The organism is Paenibacillus sp. GCM10027630 (assembly GCF_042676305.1).
GTDB lineage: Bacteria > Bacillota > Bacilli > Paenibacillales > NBRC-103111 > Paenibacillus_S.
This window is the reverse complement of record NZ_JBHTGY010000038.1, coordinates 38,900-56,600: the sequence shown is the minus strand read 5'-3', so window position 1 is coordinate 56,600 and position 17,701 is coordinate 38,900. Positions and strand designations below refer to the sequence as shown.

At 47.7% G+C, this 17,701-nt stretch carries 14 protein-coding genes; 7 read left to right on the top strand and 7 right to left on the bottom strand.

Features of this window, described 5'->3' with window-relative positions; all coding sequences use genetic code 11:
- Nucleotides 1–80: 80 nt before the first annotated feature.
- From ACFQ0C_RS20250 to ACFQ0C_RS20235, 4 genes are all read left to right on the top strand, one after another.
- Nucleotides 81–1,838: a hypothetical protein gene (locus ACFQ0C_RS20250; protein WP_379368940.1), complete on the top strand. Its 1,758-nt coding sequence runs from the start codon at nucleotides 81–83 to the stop codon at nucleotides 1,836–1,838.
- An 893-nt stretch (nucleotides 1,839–2,731) separates the two neighbouring features.
- Nucleotides 2,732–3,313: a TetR/AcrR family transcriptional regulator gene (locus tag ACFQ0C_RS20245; RefSeq protein WP_379368938.1), complete on the top strand. Its 582-nt coding sequence runs from the start codon at nucleotides 2,732–2,734 to the stop codon at nucleotides 3,311–3,313.
- A gap of 39 nt (nucleotides 3,314–3,352) precedes the next feature.
- Nucleotides 3,353–3,700: a DMT family transporter gene (locus tag ACFQ0C_RS20240; protein WP_258216807.1), complete on the top strand. Its 348-nt coding sequence runs from the start codon at nucleotides 3,353–3,355 to the stop codon at nucleotides 3,698–3,700.
- Entirely contained in the window at nucleotides 3,697–4,011 is a 315-nt protein-coding gene (locus tag ACFQ0C_RS20235; RefSeq protein ID WP_258216806.1) for a DMT family transporter, read from the top strand. Before ACFQ0C_RS20240 ends, ACFQ0C_RS20235 begins: the two co-directional genes overlap by 4 nt.
- 228 nt (nucleotides 4,012–4,239) lie before the next feature.
- Here the strand turns inward: ACFQ0C_RS20235 and ACFQ0C_RS20230 are convergent, their stop codons facing one another.
- From ACFQ0C_RS20230 to yyaC, 3 genes are all read right to left on the bottom strand, one after another.
- Nucleotides 4,240–6,057 (bottom strand): ABC transporter ATP-binding protein, encoded by a 1,818-nt coding sequence (locus tag ACFQ0C_RS20230; RefSeq protein ID WP_379368935.1) that lies wholly within the window; start codon nucleotides 6,055–6,057, stop codon nucleotides 4,240–4,242.
- A 38-nt stretch (nucleotides 6,058–6,095) separates the two neighbouring features.
- Nucleotides 6,096–6,602, bottom strand: coding sequence for a PadR family transcriptional regulator (locus ACFQ0C_RS20225; RefSeq protein ID WP_379368933.1), 507 nt, complete (start codon nucleotides 6,600–6,602; stop codon nucleotides 6,096–6,098).
- Between the two features lie 222 nt (nucleotides 6,603–6,824).
- On the bottom strand, nucleotides 6,825–7,379 hold the full coding sequence (gene yyaC, locus ACFQ0C_RS20220; protein ID WP_379368931.1) for a spore protease YyaC: 555 nt from the start codon (nucleotides 7,377–7,379) through the stop codon (nucleotides 6,825–6,827).
- Between the two features lie 256 nt (nucleotides 7,380–7,635).
- On the opposite strand from yyaC, the gene ACFQ0C_RS20215 reads away from it, so the two are divergent.
- From ACFQ0C_RS20215 to ACFQ0C_RS20205, 3 genes are all read left to right on the top strand, one after another.
- Nucleotides 7,636–8,883 carry a glycosyltransferase family 2 protein gene (locus ACFQ0C_RS20215; RefSeq protein WP_379368929.1) on the top strand — a complete coding sequence of 416 codons (1,248 nt, stop codon included), beginning with the start codon at nucleotides 7,636–7,638 and terminating at the stop codon, nucleotides 8,881–8,883.
- Nucleotides 8,884–9,292: 409 nt separating this feature from the next.
- Nucleotides 9,293–9,874, top strand: coding sequence for a class I SAM-dependent methyltransferase (locus ACFQ0C_RS20210; protein WP_379369011.1), 582 nt, complete (start codon nucleotides 9,293–9,295; stop codon nucleotides 9,872–9,874).
- Nucleotide 9,875: 1 nt separating this feature from the next.
- Nucleotides 9,876–10,490: a DedA family protein gene (locus tag ACFQ0C_RS20205; RefSeq protein ID WP_379368927.1), complete on the top strand. Its 615-nt coding sequence runs from the start codon at nucleotides 9,876–9,878 to the stop codon at nucleotides 10,488–10,490.
- A 25-nt stretch (nucleotides 10,491–10,515) separates the two neighbouring features.
- Here ACFQ0C_RS20205 and ACFQ0C_RS20200 read toward each other — a convergent pair whose 3' ends face one another.
- The 4 genes from ACFQ0C_RS20200 to ACFQ0C_RS20185 form a co-directional block, all read right to left on the bottom strand.
- On the bottom strand, nucleotides 10,516–11,199 hold the full coding sequence (locus ACFQ0C_RS20200; protein WP_379368925.1) for a hypothetical protein: 684 nt from the start codon (nucleotides 11,197–11,199) through the stop codon (nucleotides 10,516–10,518).
- 41 nt (nucleotides 11,200–11,240) lie between these two features.
- Nucleotides 11,241–12,539, bottom strand: a complete 1,299-nt coding sequence (locus ACFQ0C_RS20195; protein WP_379368923.1) for an LCP family protein — start codon at nucleotides 12,537–12,539, stop codon at nucleotides 11,241–11,243.
- Between the two features lie 297 nt (nucleotides 12,540–12,836).
- Nucleotides 12,837–14,030, bottom strand: a complete 1,194-nt coding sequence (locus tag ACFQ0C_RS20190) for a chromate transporter (RefSeq protein ID WP_379368921.1) — start codon at nucleotides 14,028–14,030, stop codon at nucleotides 12,837–12,839.
- 246 nt (nucleotides 14,031–14,276) lie between these two features.
- Entirely contained in the window at nucleotides 14,277–17,669 is a 3,393-nt protein-coding gene (locus ACFQ0C_RS20185; RefSeq protein WP_379368919.1) for an S-layer homology domain-containing protein, read from the bottom strand.
- Between the last annotated feature and the right edge of the window lie 32 nt (nucleotides 17,670–17,701).

The window sequence follows — 17,701 nt, the reverse complement described above, 5'->3', positions numbered from 1 at the left end:
AGCTTCTCTCGCAATATCAGAATGGTCCAGCCTCGCTGAAAATTATGCATTCTGAGTTTTATTAAGAAAGGAGGCTTGAAATGTCTGCTTCCATGTACAAGCACTCGATACGAAGCCGCAATGCAGCCGCTATGCTGCTTGCCTTTATGCTGTGCTTAGCCGCCTACAAGGGATATAACAGCTGGATGAAAACCAAGCTGTACGCTGAAGCTGCCACGCTTCAGGCAGCAGGTAACGACCTTGAAGCAGAAGAAACCTACACAAGAGCCCAGAACATTAATAGCATTAAATATAAGGATAGCGAAACAGCCGAGGCCCTCGCTGCACTAAGACCTGTAACCGAGCTAAAGCGCTATTTTGGAGCTTTGGAAGCGGACTTGGCGGCAGCCAATGAGGCCAATGACATTAACCTGCTGCTCAAGAGCTACGAGTCTTTCCAGACGAAAGCAGCAGAAATGGCTGCACAGGATGAGGCTGCCAACAAGCGCTTTGCTGATATGGTCGCTGCCAACAAGATAGAAGAACGATTCACGGAGGTATTCACCGGCAGCAAGCAGAAGCTCATCCAAAGCTTGGAAGCTGATATAAGCAAGAAGACGTTCGACAGCGATAACGCAATTATCTATCTTCAGCAGCTGCCAGCTGCCTTTTTCACGGATGAGAAAACCAAAAAACAGCAGCTAAACAAGCTGCTTGAACGATATGATCAAGCCCGATTGGATACCCTCTTCAAAAATAAGACTTATGAAGAGGTCCTGAAGGATGCGGTGCGAATCCGCAAGTTTTATGATTCTAACGGCATTGAAGCAGCTTGGCTGCTGCCCAAGCTGGAAGCTTATGCACAAAGCGAGCTTGCGAAGCTGCTCACCAAAAACGACTTGCCCGGCTTCATCAGCAAGGCACGGGCTTATCAAGCCTATAAAGAGCTGGGCGGCTCTTCATCCAAGGTAACTGCGTATGTTCAAACCAACATACGCAAGCAGTTCGACCGCGCCGAGCAGCTCATGGCTTCCCGCAAATTCACCGACGCGATTGCCTTGTACAACGTATTGGATAAATATCAGGATACGCAAAAAGAGGTTAGCAATGCCGAGCAGCTCTGGCTCGAATCCGATCCGCTTCAGCTGCTGCGCAAAACCGCCGGCAATGAAGCCAAGTTCACCAATGTGGTCAGCGCCAAAGCAGCAGGAGGCGCCAAGCTGCTTGCCGCAGGCATATTAGACAACAAAGCTATAGTGATGGCACGCTTTCTGACGGATCAAAAAATCGAAACCGCTCAAGCTGAGCTTGATAAAGGGCTTACGATAAAATCGGTGCAATGGTCCGAGCAGCTTGGAGACGGTAAACCGGATACACCTTCTCTACTTATCGAAGCGGCTTCGAAAAACCGGAAAACACGCTACATCGCGTACGAGGTAAAGTCAACGCAAATGCGTAAGATTCTGGATATCGAGGCTGATAAAATGGATATCGACCGCTCCGGAACAATCGTGTTCGATAATCCTACGGGTGATGGGGCAGGACGCAAAGCTTATTACGAATATCGCGACAACAAGTATGTATTCGCCAAAACTAATGTGGACTTCATTGATATTCCCCTCACCGAGCTAACGAATCATAAAAACGAGAAGGTTCGCTTCCAAGTAACAATAACCTCTGTCGAGGACAATAAAGCTATTGCTCAGCTCAGCAACGGTTACATAACGCTAAGCGGCAAATTCAAGTTCAAGACAGGACCGGCCACTATCACTGGTACTTATACTGGCCTTGAGGAAGTGAGAAAGCCCCCTTCCCAGCTTTACGAGTACAAGGTCACCGTTACGGATGTAGCGCAATAATTCATTTCCACCTGCGCTTCCAGATCCCGTGAGCCCTTAACCACGAAAAAGCAGGCTGTCCTCCAAAATGGAGGGACAGCCTGCTTTCTTTCAATTCATCTCGTTAAATAGTATTCTTCAATTTCGCTAAGCTTGCTGCGAATTCTTCCATCATTTTATCGATATAGGGTTCATTGAGTTGGAATGATGCTCTTTTATTTAATTAAAGGGAAAAGCTCATGCTAAATTTACTCCTTTACTCGCTTCTCAACCACACAGCTGGAAACCATCCCGTTAATTCTATAGAATCCGACCTAATTCTTACAAAATCACCGATTTAACATGACCATTTCCAGTTAACCCCTATTTCTGCGGAAATAACCGAATATTTACGGAGAATTTCCTTTTAATTAAATCCTGGGGGGTAAAGGTGAATGTATTTCAATAAATCCCCTGCTATTTTCGCAATGTGGAGACTCAAATAATAAATAACTAAACAGTAGCATCCAGTGTCACGCTCTCCATTTTAATGTGAATCACGAAATAAAATTTTGCACATTGTTTATTCAGCTTCTGCGTGATTTCATGGTATCACCGCCAGCGCGGCAGCATTCTAAGGATTGGAAGATACATCCACTTGGAGCCTCACAGGGTAAAAACTGCAATCGCGAGCATAATAACTAAGCACGCCCATAGTGTGGCTCGGCTTATCGCTCTGGCAATTCGAGTCTCGATATCATACAAGATAAGGGGAGCTAATCCAATCATTATAGGATGACCAAATGTACAAAACATTAACCCGTGGAATAAAAAAGAATTGAAAAGGTATCCGAGATGAAGTACAATGAGTTTACCTAATTAACGTTAGTTAGATGATAGAGAGGACGGCCTCTCACTTGAAAGGTGTGGCTTCAATGACAGCCATTAAAATAAAAGCAGCCGCGCTGCGCTTGTTCGCTCACAATGGTTACGATGCGACCCCACTATCGGGAATTGCCAAAGAAGTCGGTATCAAGACCCCATCCTTGTATGCACATTTTTCAAGCAAGGAAGACCTGTTTCTGGCAGTATTTGATAGTGTCATAGAGGAGCAGCTTGGTAAAATTAAAGGGATGGAGCAGACCATTGCTTCAATGTCCGTTCATGATAAGCTTTATACCATCGTCCACGACGTCTGCCGGACATACTGGCTAAGTGAGGAGAATGTTACCTTTCTCAAGAGAGCTATGCTCTTCCCTCCCACTTCCTTACAGGAAGCGCTGCGTTCCCGTTTTGCTGAATCCGAGGAAGCTTTGTCAGCAGTGGTAAAGAGTATCTTTTTGAATGGGATGGAAGAAGGTATACTTCGCCGAGAGCAGGTCGAGGATTTGCTCGCCTCTTTCTATTGCTTGGTTGACGGCGCCTTTATCCAGCAATTTTACTACAATCGCAGTGATTTCGAGCAGCGCATGCAGAGCGTATGGCGATTATACTGGCAAGGCATTATTGCTAAATAAAAACTGGTTCAATGTTAGGTTTGAAAGGAAGTGTTCATCATGAATAAACAGTGGATTCAAGTGTTTATAGCTGCATGTTTCGAGGTGCTATGGGTAATTGGTTTGAAGCATGCGGATAACTTATGGGAATGGTGCGGGACAGTCGTTGCTATTAGTATTAGCTTTTATTTGATGATAAAAGCAGGCGAAGAACTGCCTGTTGGAACGGTTTACGCCATTTTCGTTGGATTGGGAACAGCAGGAACCGTTCTGTCTGAGATGCTTCTATTTGGGGAACCATTCAAAATCACCAAGCTGCTGCTTATTATTGCTCTTTTAATCGGGGTTATCGGGCTTAAGCTCGTTACGAAGGATACGTCTGAAGTCAAGGGAGCTGAAGCCAAATGAGCTGGATCTCTCTCATTATAGCAGGTGTATGTGAAATGGTTGGTGTCGTCATGATGCATAGATTATACAAGGATCGTAATTGGAAAAACATGCTGCTGCTCCTGACCGGGTTTGGAGCCAGCTTTTTATTTCTTTCCATCGCCATGAAAACTTTGCCTATGGGTATTTCCTACGCAGTTTGGACAGGAATTGGCGCATCAGGCGGAGCTATCCTGGGAATGATCTTCTATGGCGAGCCCAAAAATTTGACGAGAATACTATGTATTACATTAGTACTTGGTTCCGCAGTCGGGTTAAAGCTTGTTGCTTGATGAGTGCAGCTCGACTCTCGACTGATCGATGAATAGTTATTCATAATTTTCGAAAAATGTTTGAAAGACATAAAGAAGCCTCCGACTGCTTAATGGGTCGGAGGCTTTTCTAATTGTTCTATCTGCGACGGTAGCCGCTAGGCAAATTACCGGTTCTCCGAATATCACGGGATACTAGAAAAGGTTAACCTCTGCGGCATGAAACCAAGATTAGCCTATTAGGGCTACTCATGCCATAACTTTTTCGAACTGCGTTCGATACAGCCGCGCATACAGCCCATCGTGCTGCAGCAGCTCGGCATGCCGGCCGGACTCCGCCACGCGTCCGGCCTCAAGTACAATGATCCTGTCCGCGGTCAGGATCGTGGACAACCGATGGGCGATGACGAGCGTCGTCCGCCCACGCATCAATTCATCGAGCGCCGCTTGCACATACGACTCCGATTCGGAGTCGAGGTGCGAGGTCGCCTCGTCCAGCACCAGAATGCGCGGATTCTTCAGAATCGCCCGCGCAATGGCAAGCCGCTGCCGCTCCCCGCCGGAGAGACGATGGCCGCGTTCGCCGACCATCGTCCCGTAGCCTTCCGGCATGGCAGCGATGGCTTCATGGATGTAGGCCTGACGACAGGCCGACTCAATCTCTTCATCGGTCGCGTCCAGCCGCGCGAACCGCAGGTTGTCACGCACGGAAGCGTGGAACAGGAACGATTCCTGTGTCACGAATGCGATCTGATCACGCAGCGATGACAAAGTCACTTCCTTGATGTCCTGACCGTCGACAGTGACAGCTCCTTCGGTCGGATCGTACAAGCGAGCCAGCATGCCGATTAAAGTTGATTTGCCTGCACCGCTAGGGCCCACAATCGCCACAACTTCACCTGGCAGCGCCGTAAAGGAGATATCATGCAGCGCATATTTCTCCTTATTGTAGGCGTAAGATACGTGTTGGAACGTGACTTTCCCCCGCGCCGGAGGTAGCTTCTGTGCTCCTGGCTTATTCGCCACTTCCGGCTCCATATCTTCGTATTCGAAAATACGCTGGAACACACCTAGCGCTGTCGCCACCTCGACCTGCAGATTCAACAGCGTGCCGACTGGACCATACAGTCGGCCCAAGTAAGCGGTGAAGGCGACAATGGCGCCAATTGTCATAGTCCCTTCTACTACGTTCCAGCCTCCATACCAGTAAATCAATGCTGTGCCCAGAGGCCCCAATATGCCGAGCACCATGCCAAACCAGCGTCCGACTAAATTGAGGCGGAGCTCTAAATCCATCACCTTTTGGTTCAGAACGTCAAAATCCTTCTCCTGCTTCGACTCCTGCTGAAAAATCCGGGTCAAAAGCGCTCCGGATACGCCAAAAATTTCTCCCAGCTGCGCAGACATATCGCCGCGCACACGTTGAGTTTCCCCGCGCAGCCGCTTGCGTATCTGAGATACTTTGCGGACGGGCAAAATAAATAATGGCAGAATGATTGTCGACAATATCGCTAATCGCCAGTCCAGCACGAACAAAATGACTACCGTTGTAATGACGATAACGCCTTGAGTTACGGCCGATACTACAACGGTAGTAACCACGTTCTGTACAGCTTGCACATCGCCCGTCAACCGCTGGATGATTTCCCCCGATTTCGCATCGGTGAAAAAGCTCATCGACTGCCGCTGCAGATTAGCGAATAGCGTCCGCCGCAAATCCCGCATAACACCTTGGCCGACCTTCGTATTCTGGTGGTTCTGCCATACTCCAAGTAACCCGCTTAGCAGCGGAAGAACCACCAACAGCCCGATCATTAAAGTCAGCAGCCTTTTATCCCCCTTGGGAATGGCTATATCTATAATTTCTTTCATCACAAGCGGAGGAATCAAGCCAATCAGCGCTGCAGCAAGCGCAAGCACAATAATGGCCGTTAATTGCCACAGATATCCTCGAAACAAACTGTATATTCGACGGATCGACACCTCCTTCAAGCTTGCTTTCCCCCGGCTTTGCAGCGCTTGTTTACTTCCTCCGTCCCAGCGTCCGCTCCCGTCTCCATCTCTCATCAACTCTTCATCTCCTCAAATAAGGGTTCTGTCTAAACTTATTCTCTTGAATCCTTGGGTTGTGTCCAAAGGGATACTTGTTTGCGAGCTTCAGCAAGAATGGCAAGCAGCTCTTCTGTGCGAGCCGGATTTCTAACCAGCTGTTTCTTAGCAGCATGAAGCTCTTGTTCCCACTTATCCAGCTCTTCTCTCAGCATTTTAAATTGCTCCGATTGCTTCCAGGCTAGACGGCGACGCCACTCAGTCCAGAATTCATTAGACTCCAGTCCCATATCCTGAACATGCTTTTTTCCATTTTCATTAAGAAAATAAACCTTTTTCTCTTTTTGCTCATCAATATCGATAAGCCCTTTATCATGTAATTCTTGAAGGGCCGGGTACACGGTTCCTGCACTAGGGCTGTATAAACCCTCTGCCTTCTCTTCCAGTTGCTTAATTATTTGATACCCGTGCATCTGCTCAATGCGAAGAAGCTGAAGAATGGCTAATTGAATTCGTCCTATTCGGTCTCCTCGTTTGTGCCTATGATTGCCGTGCAGCGACATATTGAAGTCTCCTTTAGTTTTATTACGAATAATATTAATCGATATATCGAAAATAAACAATCGATATTATTTGAATCACCCAAATAAATTCATCACAAACGGGCAAACAAAAAAACACCGCCTAAGAAAGGCAGTGTCTGAGAGAACAGCTGCGGCAAATTGGACGCTGTTCACCTCGTGTTCAATAAGGGATATTCCATAGTAACTTAGATTGTACAGGCTTCATCGAACAGGAAATACTTTCTTTATCGCTTCAACGATTTCTCCCGCCATCAGATAAACGCGGTACAAAGGGGTGCTTTGCAAAATTGAATACTTATTGCCCCCATCAACATTCACAATTGCTGCAATTGTATAGTCACCTATCGCCGGCAGCTGCTTGCCGAGTGATTTCCCCGGTTCCAACGGCTGATTGGAAACCTGATAGCTCGCTAAAGAAGCCGGTTGTCCAAGACACGCGTCAATAGCAATGACATGCTTGCCCTGAGGCAGCTCGCTCAATCGGTCTTTAATGTTGCCAGCATCCAGCGGGTGCTGCAGCGTTCCAATTACATGCGGATAACCTGCATCCTCTAGCATCATACCAACAAGCGGCCCCAATGAATCTCCTGTCGACCGGTCTGTTCCCACGCACAGAAATAGCAAATCATCCAATTCCGTACCCTGCTGCCTTATCGTCTGCAAAAAATCGGCCAGCTCGGTTCCCTTGATTCTTTTGCGGAACATCGAACTTCCTTCTCCTGCCCCGCTCTTATCTCTAGCTCCGTCCTTATTCATCACCCGCTACACTCCCCGCTTCCCTTTCCTCCAACCTGTGCCGGACTGTAAGTATTTATCCAAAAACAAACGGCTAACCGTCCACAAGGACGTATGCGTTTATGATGATTGTGCTTAAGCAAAAAATAAAACCAGTAACTCGGTATTCAAGAACAAACGCTTAACTTACTTATTGTAACACAGCCACAGGTGGATTTGTCGTCCTGTCTCAGCCCATGATATAATGCCAAAAAAGCACATCCGGGAGGGTACACTTATGCTGGTACTCAAGCTGCTGGCCATCTTCACCATATCCTATTGGTTGTATATGCTCTGGGATACTTACCGGGCTCGTGAGCTTATGCTGCATTTGCCTCATAACAAAGAAGACCAGGAGGATGATAAAACCCTGGCCTCAAATGTTGTTCTTATAAACAAAGCAAGGCAGCAGCGTCAAGCAAAAGCTGTCCATGAGCTCCCCCTTGTTTCCGTCATAATTGCCGCTAAGGAAGAGGAAGCATCCATCTCGGAGACGGTTAAACATCTGCTGAATCAAACTTATCCCCGTCTGGAGATCATTGCCGTTAACGACCGTTCTCAAGACGATACCGGTCGCAAGCTGGAAGAGCTGCGTAAATGGTCGGAAGGCAGACAGAACATTCCTGTCCCGCTGCGGATCATTCATGTTACTTCGCTCCCCGCAGGCTGGATAGGTAAAAATCATGCTCTATATCAAGGGTATCAGCAAGCACGTGGACAATATGTTTTATTCACGGATGCGGATGTGCTGTTTCAACCCGCTGCTATCGCTGACGCAGTCCACTATATGAAAGAAAACAATGTCGATCATCTGACTCTGGCTCCTGACATGATTGTGCGCAGCTTCTGGCTGCGGGCATTCGTGCAGTACTTCTTCTTTGCCTTCAGCTTGTATATAAAGCCTTGGCGCGCCAATATTGACAGCCAGCACAAACATGGCATGGGCGTAGGCGCTTTTAACATGATGACCCGGACGGCTTACGAGTGCATAGGGACTCACAAAGCGTTCGCCTTACGCCCTGATGATGATCTACAGCTTGGAATCCGTGTCAAGCAAGCGGGGCTGCGTCAAAGACTTGCATCAGGCAGAGAGCATATCGCGGTTGAATGGTATTCTTCCTTAGGTGAGGCCGTTCGAGGATTAGAGAAAAACTTATTTTCCGGTTTTCATTACCGTATCGGTCTAGCTTTACTAGGCGTATTGGGACAGCTCCTGATGTTCTTTTTTCCATTTCTCGCTATCTTCATATTGGATGGGTGGCCTTTGTGGCTGTATACCGGAGCTATCCTAATCCTGCTTGTTCTATACCTGCGTCTCAGCCGCTATTTAATTGGGCATAATGGCAAAGAAGTCATAGTACTGCCGCTCACGGTCTGTCTGCTATGCTATATCATCATCCGTTCTGTCTGGTTGACGGTTCGACAGGGTGGTATTTATTGGCGCGGCACCTTTTACCCGTTGGATGAGCTGAAGAAAATGGGCTAGCTTCACAAAAGTTTAACACTAGCAAATGATATGCTATTATAGAATATACATATTGCGTATTAGGCGCTTATTGATTGTTCAGCCTTGCGCTATACTTTCACTCATTAAAAGGAGAGAACCGCCATGACATTCTCATGCAAACGATTTTCTTATGTAACAGGCGCCACTTTGATAACTTTCGTTCTTGTAGTAACTTATCAGGTGCTTCAGACTATGAACTAATAAAGAATCGGATTGCCTAAGGGCGTCCGCCATACTAACACGGTATATACCGTGTTTTTTTATTTCCTCATACCAGTATCCTAGCCTTAGGTCCAGTTGAAATCAGGACCACAGACAGTTGAACCTCATATGCCAAAATAAGTATGATGTTTCTAGTGAATTCCATATGAGGAGGAGAATTATATTGATCGTGCACCTAAGCGCATTAGTTCAGGAGAAATTCCTGTTTCTTAATAAATTTTTACGCTCGCCTAAAGAAGTGGGCAGTATTACTCCCAGCTCCAAATATTTGGCACAAGCTTTAACTAGAAGCATCCCTTGGGACCTTGTACAATCTGTTGCAGAGCTTGGTTCGGGCACGGGCGCTGTAACCAAGCAAATTAAATTGGCTTCAAAGGGACAGACCCGGATTTTATTATTTGAAAAAGAGCCTATGCTGAGAAAGCAGCTAGCCTTGCAATATCCTCAATACGGCTGCCATCCTGATGCCACCGATATCCAAGGCGCTCTTGGTGTGGAAGGAATCGGGCAGTTGGATGCTATTATAAGCGGACTTCCTTTTTTCAACTTCCCTGAGGAGCTGCGAATAAGGCTGATGGATGAAATTGCAGCATCTCTTAAACCCGGTGGACTCTTTGTTGCTTTTCAGTATTCTTTACAAATGAAACAGCTATTGAAACACTATTTTCATATAGAGCAAATTAAAGTGGTCCCACTTAATCTACCGCCTGCATTTGTGTACGTTTGCCGTAAGAAGGAGCTGGAATAGAATGAATTACGATATGCTGCTGTCTATGATTGGGCAGTATGGTTACGCCGCATTGTTTTTCGCCTTGTGGCTTGGCATCGTTGGTATGCCGATACCCGATGAAGTTATTGTGATGACCGGTGGAGCGGTAACCGCAAACGGGATATTGCAAATTATTCCTGCCTTTATCGTGACTTATTTGGGAGTTATCTCCGGGTTAAGCCTCGGTTATGTATTGGGTAGATTTATTGGTAAACCGGTAATTGAGAGGCTGAAACGAAAGAAGAAGATGGAGAAGTATTTAACAGCATCGGAGAAGCTTATAGAGAAGTATGGAAGCTTTGCCTTAGTAATCAGCTATTTTCTTCCGGTAGTTAGACATGTTGTTCCTTATGTCGTTGGTCTTAACAAGATGACATTCCCGCGTTATGCACTCCTTTCCTATTCGACAGGCTTTGTCTGGACAGTGATCTTTTTCACAGTTGGCCGCTTCTTCGGCGATTATGTAGATGAAGTAGGTCGTCTGATTCACACTCAAGGTTTAAAATGGATGTGGCTACCATTTGTTTTACTAGCGATCTTCGTAATCGTACGGATTGTGCGTAAAAATAAAAATAAAACGGCGAGCTTCAGCTAAGAGCTATCGTCGAAACCACGCCTTTCTACAAAACTACGCGCTTCAACTCCAGTCTACTCACAAGCTCCTCAACAAGCGCCTTCAACGGGTTGCCGATCTTCTTGCTATCTCTCGAAGCTGAAGAAGCAAGATCAGCCGCCGGTACCATAGACAATTGGACAGCCCATAATTGTTGATCCGGATACTGGGCGGACAATCTTTCGAGTCCAGTCTTAACCATCTCGATATATGCCCGCTTCTTTCCTTGCATGATCAATTCGAATGTATTCTCCAGCAAATGGGCTTGAAGCTGTGGCGATCTCCCGGCACTTCGCGCATACTGGTGCATTCGGTTCATAGTCCCATTCACAGTTGCGGGATTGGTAAACACGAGCAGCTGTGGTTCATCATTGGCACAAATCAGAGCAAGCATTGGGTCATCGATTTTGATGACAGGCACTGGCAGCGCCTGCTCCAGCTCCTCTGTCAAGTTAGCTGTAAAATAGGTGCATGTAACCAGGATCGCATCCACATGGCAGGACGCTATCCAGCCTAGCATATCAGCGATTTTACGCTGTCCTCGCTCAGCCGAAAAATCGGCATCCCCCTTCAATCTGTCTAATCCAGGATCCACAAAATGGCTCAACTCCACATCGTAGCACTCCAATGCCTGCTGGATATATTCAATATTCGAATAATGAGCATGATAGCAGCCAATTCTTCGGGTCATTGCTATACAACCCCTTTATTATTATTTAAATGTATGTATTCTCATTCTGAACTTGACCCTGCATTGGGCGGCAGGATCGGGGGTGATTTCGGTGGCATGCTGCCATTTTCACTTTTAACCCCATACGTCGCTTCCCCTACAGTGCTACTACCTGATTCCGCTGTACCATTCGTCTCTTTATTCGCGCCACCCTTCTGCTCTTTCTGCTTGCCTGCTCCCGCGCCGGAGTTTGTTCCTGTAGCACTTCCATTTCCCGTGCCTGTACTTGGATTGCTTTTTTCTCCTGTGCTCCCGCCTGAGCTATTTGAGCCGCTTGAGCCCCCACTACTCCCTTTACTGCTGCTAGTACCAGAAGTCGATTCTTTCCCAGCCCCACTGCCAGTACCCAAACCAATACCGGCTATAGCCGTTCCTTTTCCTCCGAGCTGTTGTATTAAGGCAGCCCGTGCCTCCTCCAAGTCCTCATCCTTGACAATGATATAAGGGCTCTCCCATTCTCCGTCCAAATGTACATACTTTACGTTCGATGGGGAAATATCAAAATAAGTTGTCATCAAATCCCTAATTTGCGAAGCAGGCACATCCGTCTTCATATGGCTTCCCACAGTTTCAATGATTTGTCCCAGCTTGGTTACTCCACCCGTGCTTTTTAATGAATTCATTAGCTGATCCAACACCTGCTGCTGCCTTTGGTTCCGAGCCAAGTCGCTCGATTCCTCCGTATTCCTGTTAGATTTACGGTAGCGTACAAAATCCAGCGTCTGCTTGCCGTTCAGCTTAGCCAGCCCTTTTTTCAGATTAATATCGGTTCCGTCTTCGTCGTCTACATAGCGCATATCCATATCCACCTGGATCGTCAATCCACCCATCAGATCAACAATCTGACGAAAACCGTCGAAATCAACCGTTACCATATAATCGACCGGAACGCCCATGAAGTCGCTAAAAACCTTTTTCGTCTCCATAAAGGCACTGTTTTTCTCAATGTTATTGAAATAGGGATAATAATAGTTGGCTTTTCGTGACGGCAGTCCTTTGGGGGCGATTTGCAGGTCGCGCGGCAGTGAAACAAGGGTAGCCGAGTGCTGCTCAGGGTTCAATGTAACCACCATAATGACATCCGAGTTCAAGCTGCCGGATTCCGGTCGATAATCAATGCCCATCAACAAGAAAGTAAGCGGCTTCACTTTGGCCGACTGCTCCACAGGTACTACCTCCGGCGTTCCGATCTTTTCTATTGCGACAGTAGTTGTTTCATATATGGAATAAACATAAATGCCAACGGTTGCAGCAATGGCAACAGCACTGGCTAACGCTATTTTTAAAATCATTTTTTTCATCGTATTCCCTCGCTTCTTTCTAAATCGATGGTTACGATTATAAACGGTTTATTTGTCTTAAAGGTTACAGTTTGTTTACATTTTTACCTCTTTCGACAATTTTTGTCGGTTTCGTGGCATAGAACTGTGTATAAATGGAACTTAATGCAGCTAAATAACGTCTGAGCACAATTCGACGACATACCGGATGCTGCAAAATGCTGAGGAAAATTGGAAAAAGTAACCCTAATATTTCTCGGGAAATAATGTACAATATCGACAATAGCGGTGAAAAGCTGCTTCCCTGCTCAACTATTTTTAAAATAAAGTAAGCAGCATGCCTCCGCCCGCAGCAGCGATGACCACAATCCACGGTGCCAGCTTCCAGTATATAAGCGCACCGAACAGTGCCAACGCCAAGCCAAAATCGCCAGGTGTCTTTACCGCGCTCACCCATACCGGATCATACAAGGCTGCCAGCAAAATACCGACTACCGAAGCATTAATTGCTAATAAAGCCCCTCTGACCTTCGGCTGCTTCCGAAGCATTTCCCAGAACGGAAGTGCACCCATGACAAGCAGGAAAGCAGGGAGGAATATCGCAATTGTAGCTACAGCAGCGCCTTCCCAACCATGAATAACAAAGCCCAAATAAGATGCAAACGTCGATAATGGACCCGGAATCGCTTGGGTCGCTCCATAGCCTGCAAGGAATTGCTCTTGTCCCATCCAACCGGATGGTACGACTTCCTTCTCAAGCAACGGCAGCATCACATGCCCGCCGCCAAACACTAGGGAGCCGGACCGGTAGAAGCTGTCGATGATAGCAAGCCACTGTGATGGATAAACAGAACGAAGCAGCGGCAGCAATACCAACAAGCCAAAAAATGTGATTAAACAGCAGATGGCCAGCTTTTTGTGATTGGAAGAAGCAGCTGCTGGTTCGATCTGCGCATTGCTAATGGTTACAGCAGCAGCATTCTTATATAACCATGAGCCTAACAAGCCAGCTGCCACAATAACGGCAACTTGAATAAGCGCCGAGTTGAATAACAGCATCGTTATACAGGTCAAAATCGCTATCGTTGCCCGGCTCCGATCAGGTATCAGGTTCTTCCCCATCCCCCATACCGCTTGGGCAACGATAGCTACTGCGGCCAGCTTGAGCCCGTGAATCCATCCCATGCCGCCTACGTCCAAGCCTTGGCATAAATAAGCGAATAAAGTCAAGCCCAATGCCGAAGGCAGAGTAAACCCTAACCACGCCAGAATAGCTCCAAGCACACCTCCGCGCATGTAGCCTATTCCCATCCCTACTTGACTGCTGGCTGGACCGGGCAGAAACTGGCATAATGCTACCAGATCAGCATAGCTTCGTTCGTCCATCCATTTGCGCCGCTTTACATATTCCTCATGAAAATAGCCCAGGTGGGCAATCGGTCCCCCGAAGGAGGTCAAGCCCAATTGAAAGGATACTTTTAAAATTTCAAATAATGAAGTCTTACTACTCATGATCCCACCGCCCCTACATCAAATCGATATTAGCTTACCATCCAACTTTGACTAGGTAAACTAAAATCTAACGTCCCCAAAATGGTTGTCCTGCCCGGTACTGTACTGCTGCCGCAGACAGATACACCTTTATGCCCTTGCTGCTCGATCAATTGACCATAATTTTATGGTTATGGCTCAGCTTAACGGTTCTAAAAAAACAACCATCGACGACATGAAAGTCGGCAATGGTTGTTCAGATAACTTTTACTTATCGATCAAACCGGTCGTTTTGAGCATTCTTTCGATCAGTGCTGCTGCTTCTGCCCGCGTTATGTTATCTTGCGGCTTCAGCAATTGGCCGGCGCTTCCTTCTACGATGCCGGCATGAATCATCCGGGCAACTATCTCGCGCGCCCAATCGGAGAGATCCGCCGCATCGCCGTACACCAAAAGCGCCGCTGCGATCTCGGTCTGGCTCATCGCCGCACTTTGCGGCTGAATCAGGTTGTAAGCCCGGGCGACCATCGCGATCCCCTGCTCCCGGGTAATCTGCCGTTCTCCGCGGAACGTGCCGTCTTCATAGCCCTCCACAATACCGAATTCGCTGGCTACGGAGACGCCAGTGCGATACCAAGCGGTGGAAGCAACGTCATGGAATGCGTTCTGTGCGGCTTCCTGACCCATTAACCCCATGCCCATTGCGGACATAATCGCAAATTCAGAACGGGTGATATTACGATCCGGCGAGAATACGTTGTTCCCGGTTCCGGCAAGAATGAGTCTAGCGGCAACATTGTTGACCGTCTTATGCGCCCAGTGGCTCTTAGCATCATTGAAGTCCTGCGGATTCCAAATGACGGAGTAGCTGCCATGGCTGCGCAAATCTTGAATCTTCGCAAAATACCGGTCGCTGATTTTCGTAACGACGGTCGGTACATGGTGCACGGTTCCGTCAGGATTCACGATCACCCCGGTCGTAATCCGGTTCGGGTCGATGCCTTCGGGAAGCGCAATGTATCTTGCCGCATATCCGTTCAATTGCTCCGCACGGATAGTCTGTCCTGCATGGGAGAAGGTCAAATCCAGATCGACCGGATTCACCAGCAGCTCATAGCCATTAGCCGTTGCACGGGTGCGCACATTATCGATTAATGCTTGTTCCGAACGCTTAATGCGGATATTCATGGTAATATCGCCAAGCGCTGTATCGCTAAACTGCTTCGTGATTGCACCGAGGTCCAGTTGGCTGCTAGGCACCGGATAGATCGCCAGCAGGTTCCCGATTTCCAGGCTCGAGCCGGTATCCTTCAGCTGCTTGACCATCGCTGCCGTCAAGCCTTGTACCTGAACATCTCCGTCGCCCGGAACGCGAATCGCCAGATTTTGTGCTCCCCCTTGAGACAAGGTGTCGGTGAGCTTGTCACCATCGATCTTTACGGTCGTGACCGTCCGATCTCCGGATTGTTCCGTCGTTTGTGTCGCAAAGGAGGACTTGTTATCGTTCACAGTTGTGATGATATCGCCGGAATTCGAAGCACTACCGCCTCCACCGCCACTGCCCGGTTGACGACTGCTTCCAGAGGATACTCTGATTACGGTGATCGTATATTCCTTGATATGGCCGTCCCGGTCCGTCACCTTCACCGTTACAGTGTTAACACCGATATTGAGCGGAAGCGCCGTGCTTGTTGCACCGTTGACCACTTCGCTATAAGCTCCTCCATTGACGCTAATCTCGATCTTCGCGCCTGGATCGAGCGCTACAGGCGTCCATTGCAGCTGATATACGCTGTTGGATACGGCCATCGTATAAGCTCCCGTGTTCGAATCGAAGGCAGGGCTCAAGCTGCCGATGGAAGGAGTGAGCGATACCAGCTTATTCGTGGTCCGAACGATTTCCAGCGTATAGGTCGCCCGTTTGCCGTCCTGTCCGGTCACTTCCACCTGAATCGTATTCAGGCCTTCCCTAAGCGGCAGGTTCTTCCAATCCGAGGCGCTGACCGGGTTGCCGTTCAAGGTAACGGAGACCTTGCTGCCCGGCTGGAGAGCTTGCGGGTCGATACCGACCGTAGACACTTCGTTCGATACGACCGCCTTGTAATTCAACTGCCGGCCGTCGAATGACGGAGTCAACGCGATCGGACTCCCGTTCTCATCGCCCACACTGAGCGAGACGAGTCCGACATTCGTCGAAGCCAGACGATCGCGTGCATCGTTCAGAGCCGCTAACGCCGTATCAACCACTGCTTGCGTAGCGTTAGGATCGCTTAGTACCTTTTGGGCCTGCTTCAGCGCATCCTGCAGTGCCTGCCAGCTTGCCGGAGTATAGTCGGTTGTCTGCAAGTTCTCTCGATTGATCTTATCGACCGTTGCTTGCAGCTGTGTTTTATCTACAGCCGGCTCTCCGGCCGTAACCGGTGCCGTCGCTACGCTCGTTACGTTGCCTGTCGCGTGTACGCCGTCTGCGGTAACCTTCACCGTGATGGCCGCGCCCATGTCGTCTGCGGTTAATGCGTAGCTTGAACCCGTCGCATTCGTGATGGGGACTCCGTTTCGGTACCACTGATAAGTAGGCATATTGCCTGTCGTGTTCGGCGTATACGTGACTCCCGTTACGTTCGCCGTCAACGCCTGACCCACCTTGGCAACTCCATTGATGGATACGCTGCCTCCCATCACTGGAAGTGCGATATCTTGTGTGGCAGTGATGATGTTACTAATGATACCGGAATCATATTCGACAATAACTCCTGGGTCTTTATATGCGCTGCTACCACCGTGTGTATTATTTACGCCTAAGTATTTTACTCCAGTATTATTATCGTCTAGCAGGAGTGTAAGATGGTCGTAGGCTCCATTATCCATATAATTACTAGTCTGCTCAAGACCTGTTTGGTAACCCGTTGATACATACCTTGTGAAGCTACCAACAGAAGTGTCCCAATTAGGTGAGTAAGTTTTAGATGCGCCAATAAAGCTTATAAAGTTCCAGCCTGGTTCTCTTGCAAAGGGACTTTTAAATTCTTTAAACATACTCGCAACCGCAAGCATTTCTCCAGGATTATTTGCTGCTGGCTCTACAAGATGTCCGTTAATGTTTGTTGCAGTAGTCACAGCATCTTTAAAAGTCATGCTGCTCTGTCTTGCCACATATACAAAATGGCGTCCCTTGTAGGTACGCACAGAGGACTTTCCATTGGACAATGGTGCCCCTGGCGTTACATTTATTGTGACATTTTGGGTTTGCCCTGAAACTTGTGTAAGTGTCATATTGCGAATAGCAGCTTGAATTTCTTCATAAGTGGTACCACTTGAAAAATTGAACACTCTATTTGTAGGTGTAGATTTATCAGTAGTAATGCCACTAATGGTTATGCCATAAGTCAACTCGGTAATTCCGCTTGAATGAGTTCCAACCGCAGTTGTGCCACTATTTACAGCCACAGTAAAGTATCCGCCTGCTGCATGAACGGCGCCTGTGCTTCCAAATGCAGCATTGGGAAGCTGATAGGTTGCTCCGGTTACCCTAACTGGATTACCAAGATTAAGTGTTGGTGTTGTCGCTGCTCTTACTTCTAACGGATGAAAGGGGATCATCGTCAACACCATAACGATTGCCATTAGTAAAGATAACATTCTTTGATTTTTTAATTTCATCTTTTGTTAATTCCTCCCATCGAAAGCATATA

What these genes read in the sequence shown, in the direction of transcription:
- ACFQ0C_RS20250 (WP_379368940.1), top strand. Translation starts at nt 81, where the DNA reads ATGTCTGCTTCCATGTACAAGCACTCGATACGAAGCCGCAATGCAGCC.
- ACFQ0C_RS20245 (WP_379368938.1), top strand. Translation starts at nt 2,732, where the DNA reads ATGACAGCCATTAAAATAAAAGCAGCCGCGCTGCGCTTGTTCGCTCAC.
- ACFQ0C_RS20240 (WP_258216807.1), top strand. Translation starts at nt 3,353, where the DNA reads ATGAATAAACAGTGGATTCAAGTGTTTATAGCTGCATGTTTCGAGGTG.
- ACFQ0C_RS20235 (WP_258216806.1), top strand. Translation starts at nt 3,697, where the DNA reads ATGAGCTGGATCTCTCTCATTATAGCAGGTGTATGTGAAATGGTTGGT.
- ACFQ0C_RS20230 (WP_379368935.1), bottom strand. Translation starts at nt 6,057, where the DNA reads ATGAGAGATGGAGACGGGAGCGGACGCTGGGACGGAGGAAGTAAACAA.
- ACFQ0C_RS20225 (WP_379368933.1), bottom strand. Translation starts at nt 6,602, where the DNA reads ATGTCGCTGCACGGCAATCATAGGCACAAACGAGGAGACCGAATAGGA.
- yyaC (WP_379368931.1), bottom strand. Translation starts at nt 7,379, where the DNA reads ATGAATAAGGACGGAGCTAGAGATAAGAGCGGGGCAGGAGAAGGAAGT.
- ACFQ0C_RS20215 (WP_379368929.1), top strand. Translation starts at nt 7,636, where the DNA reads ATGCTGGTACTCAAGCTGCTGGCCATCTTCACCATATCCTATTGGTTG.
- ACFQ0C_RS20205 (WP_379368927.1), top strand. Translation starts at nt 9,876, where the DNA reads ATGAATTACGATATGCTGCTGTCTATGATTGGGCAGTATGGTTACGCC.
- ACFQ0C_RS20200 (WP_379368925.1), bottom strand. Translation starts at nt 11,199, where the DNA reads ATGACCCGAAGAATTGGCTGCTATCATGCTCATTATTCGAATATTGAA.
- ACFQ0C_RS20195 (WP_379368923.1), bottom strand. Translation starts at nt 12,539, where the DNA reads ATGAAAAAAATGATTTTAAAAATAGCGTTAGCCAGTGCTGTTGCCATT.
- ACFQ0C_RS20190 (WP_379368921.1), bottom strand. Translation starts at nt 14,030, where the DNA reads ATGAGTAGTAAGACTTCATTATTTGAAATTTTAAAAGTATCCTTTCAA.
- ACFQ0C_RS20185 (WP_379368919.1), bottom strand. Translation starts at nt 17,669, where the DNA reads ATGAAATTAAAAAATCAAAGAATGTTATCTTTACTAATGGCAATCGTT.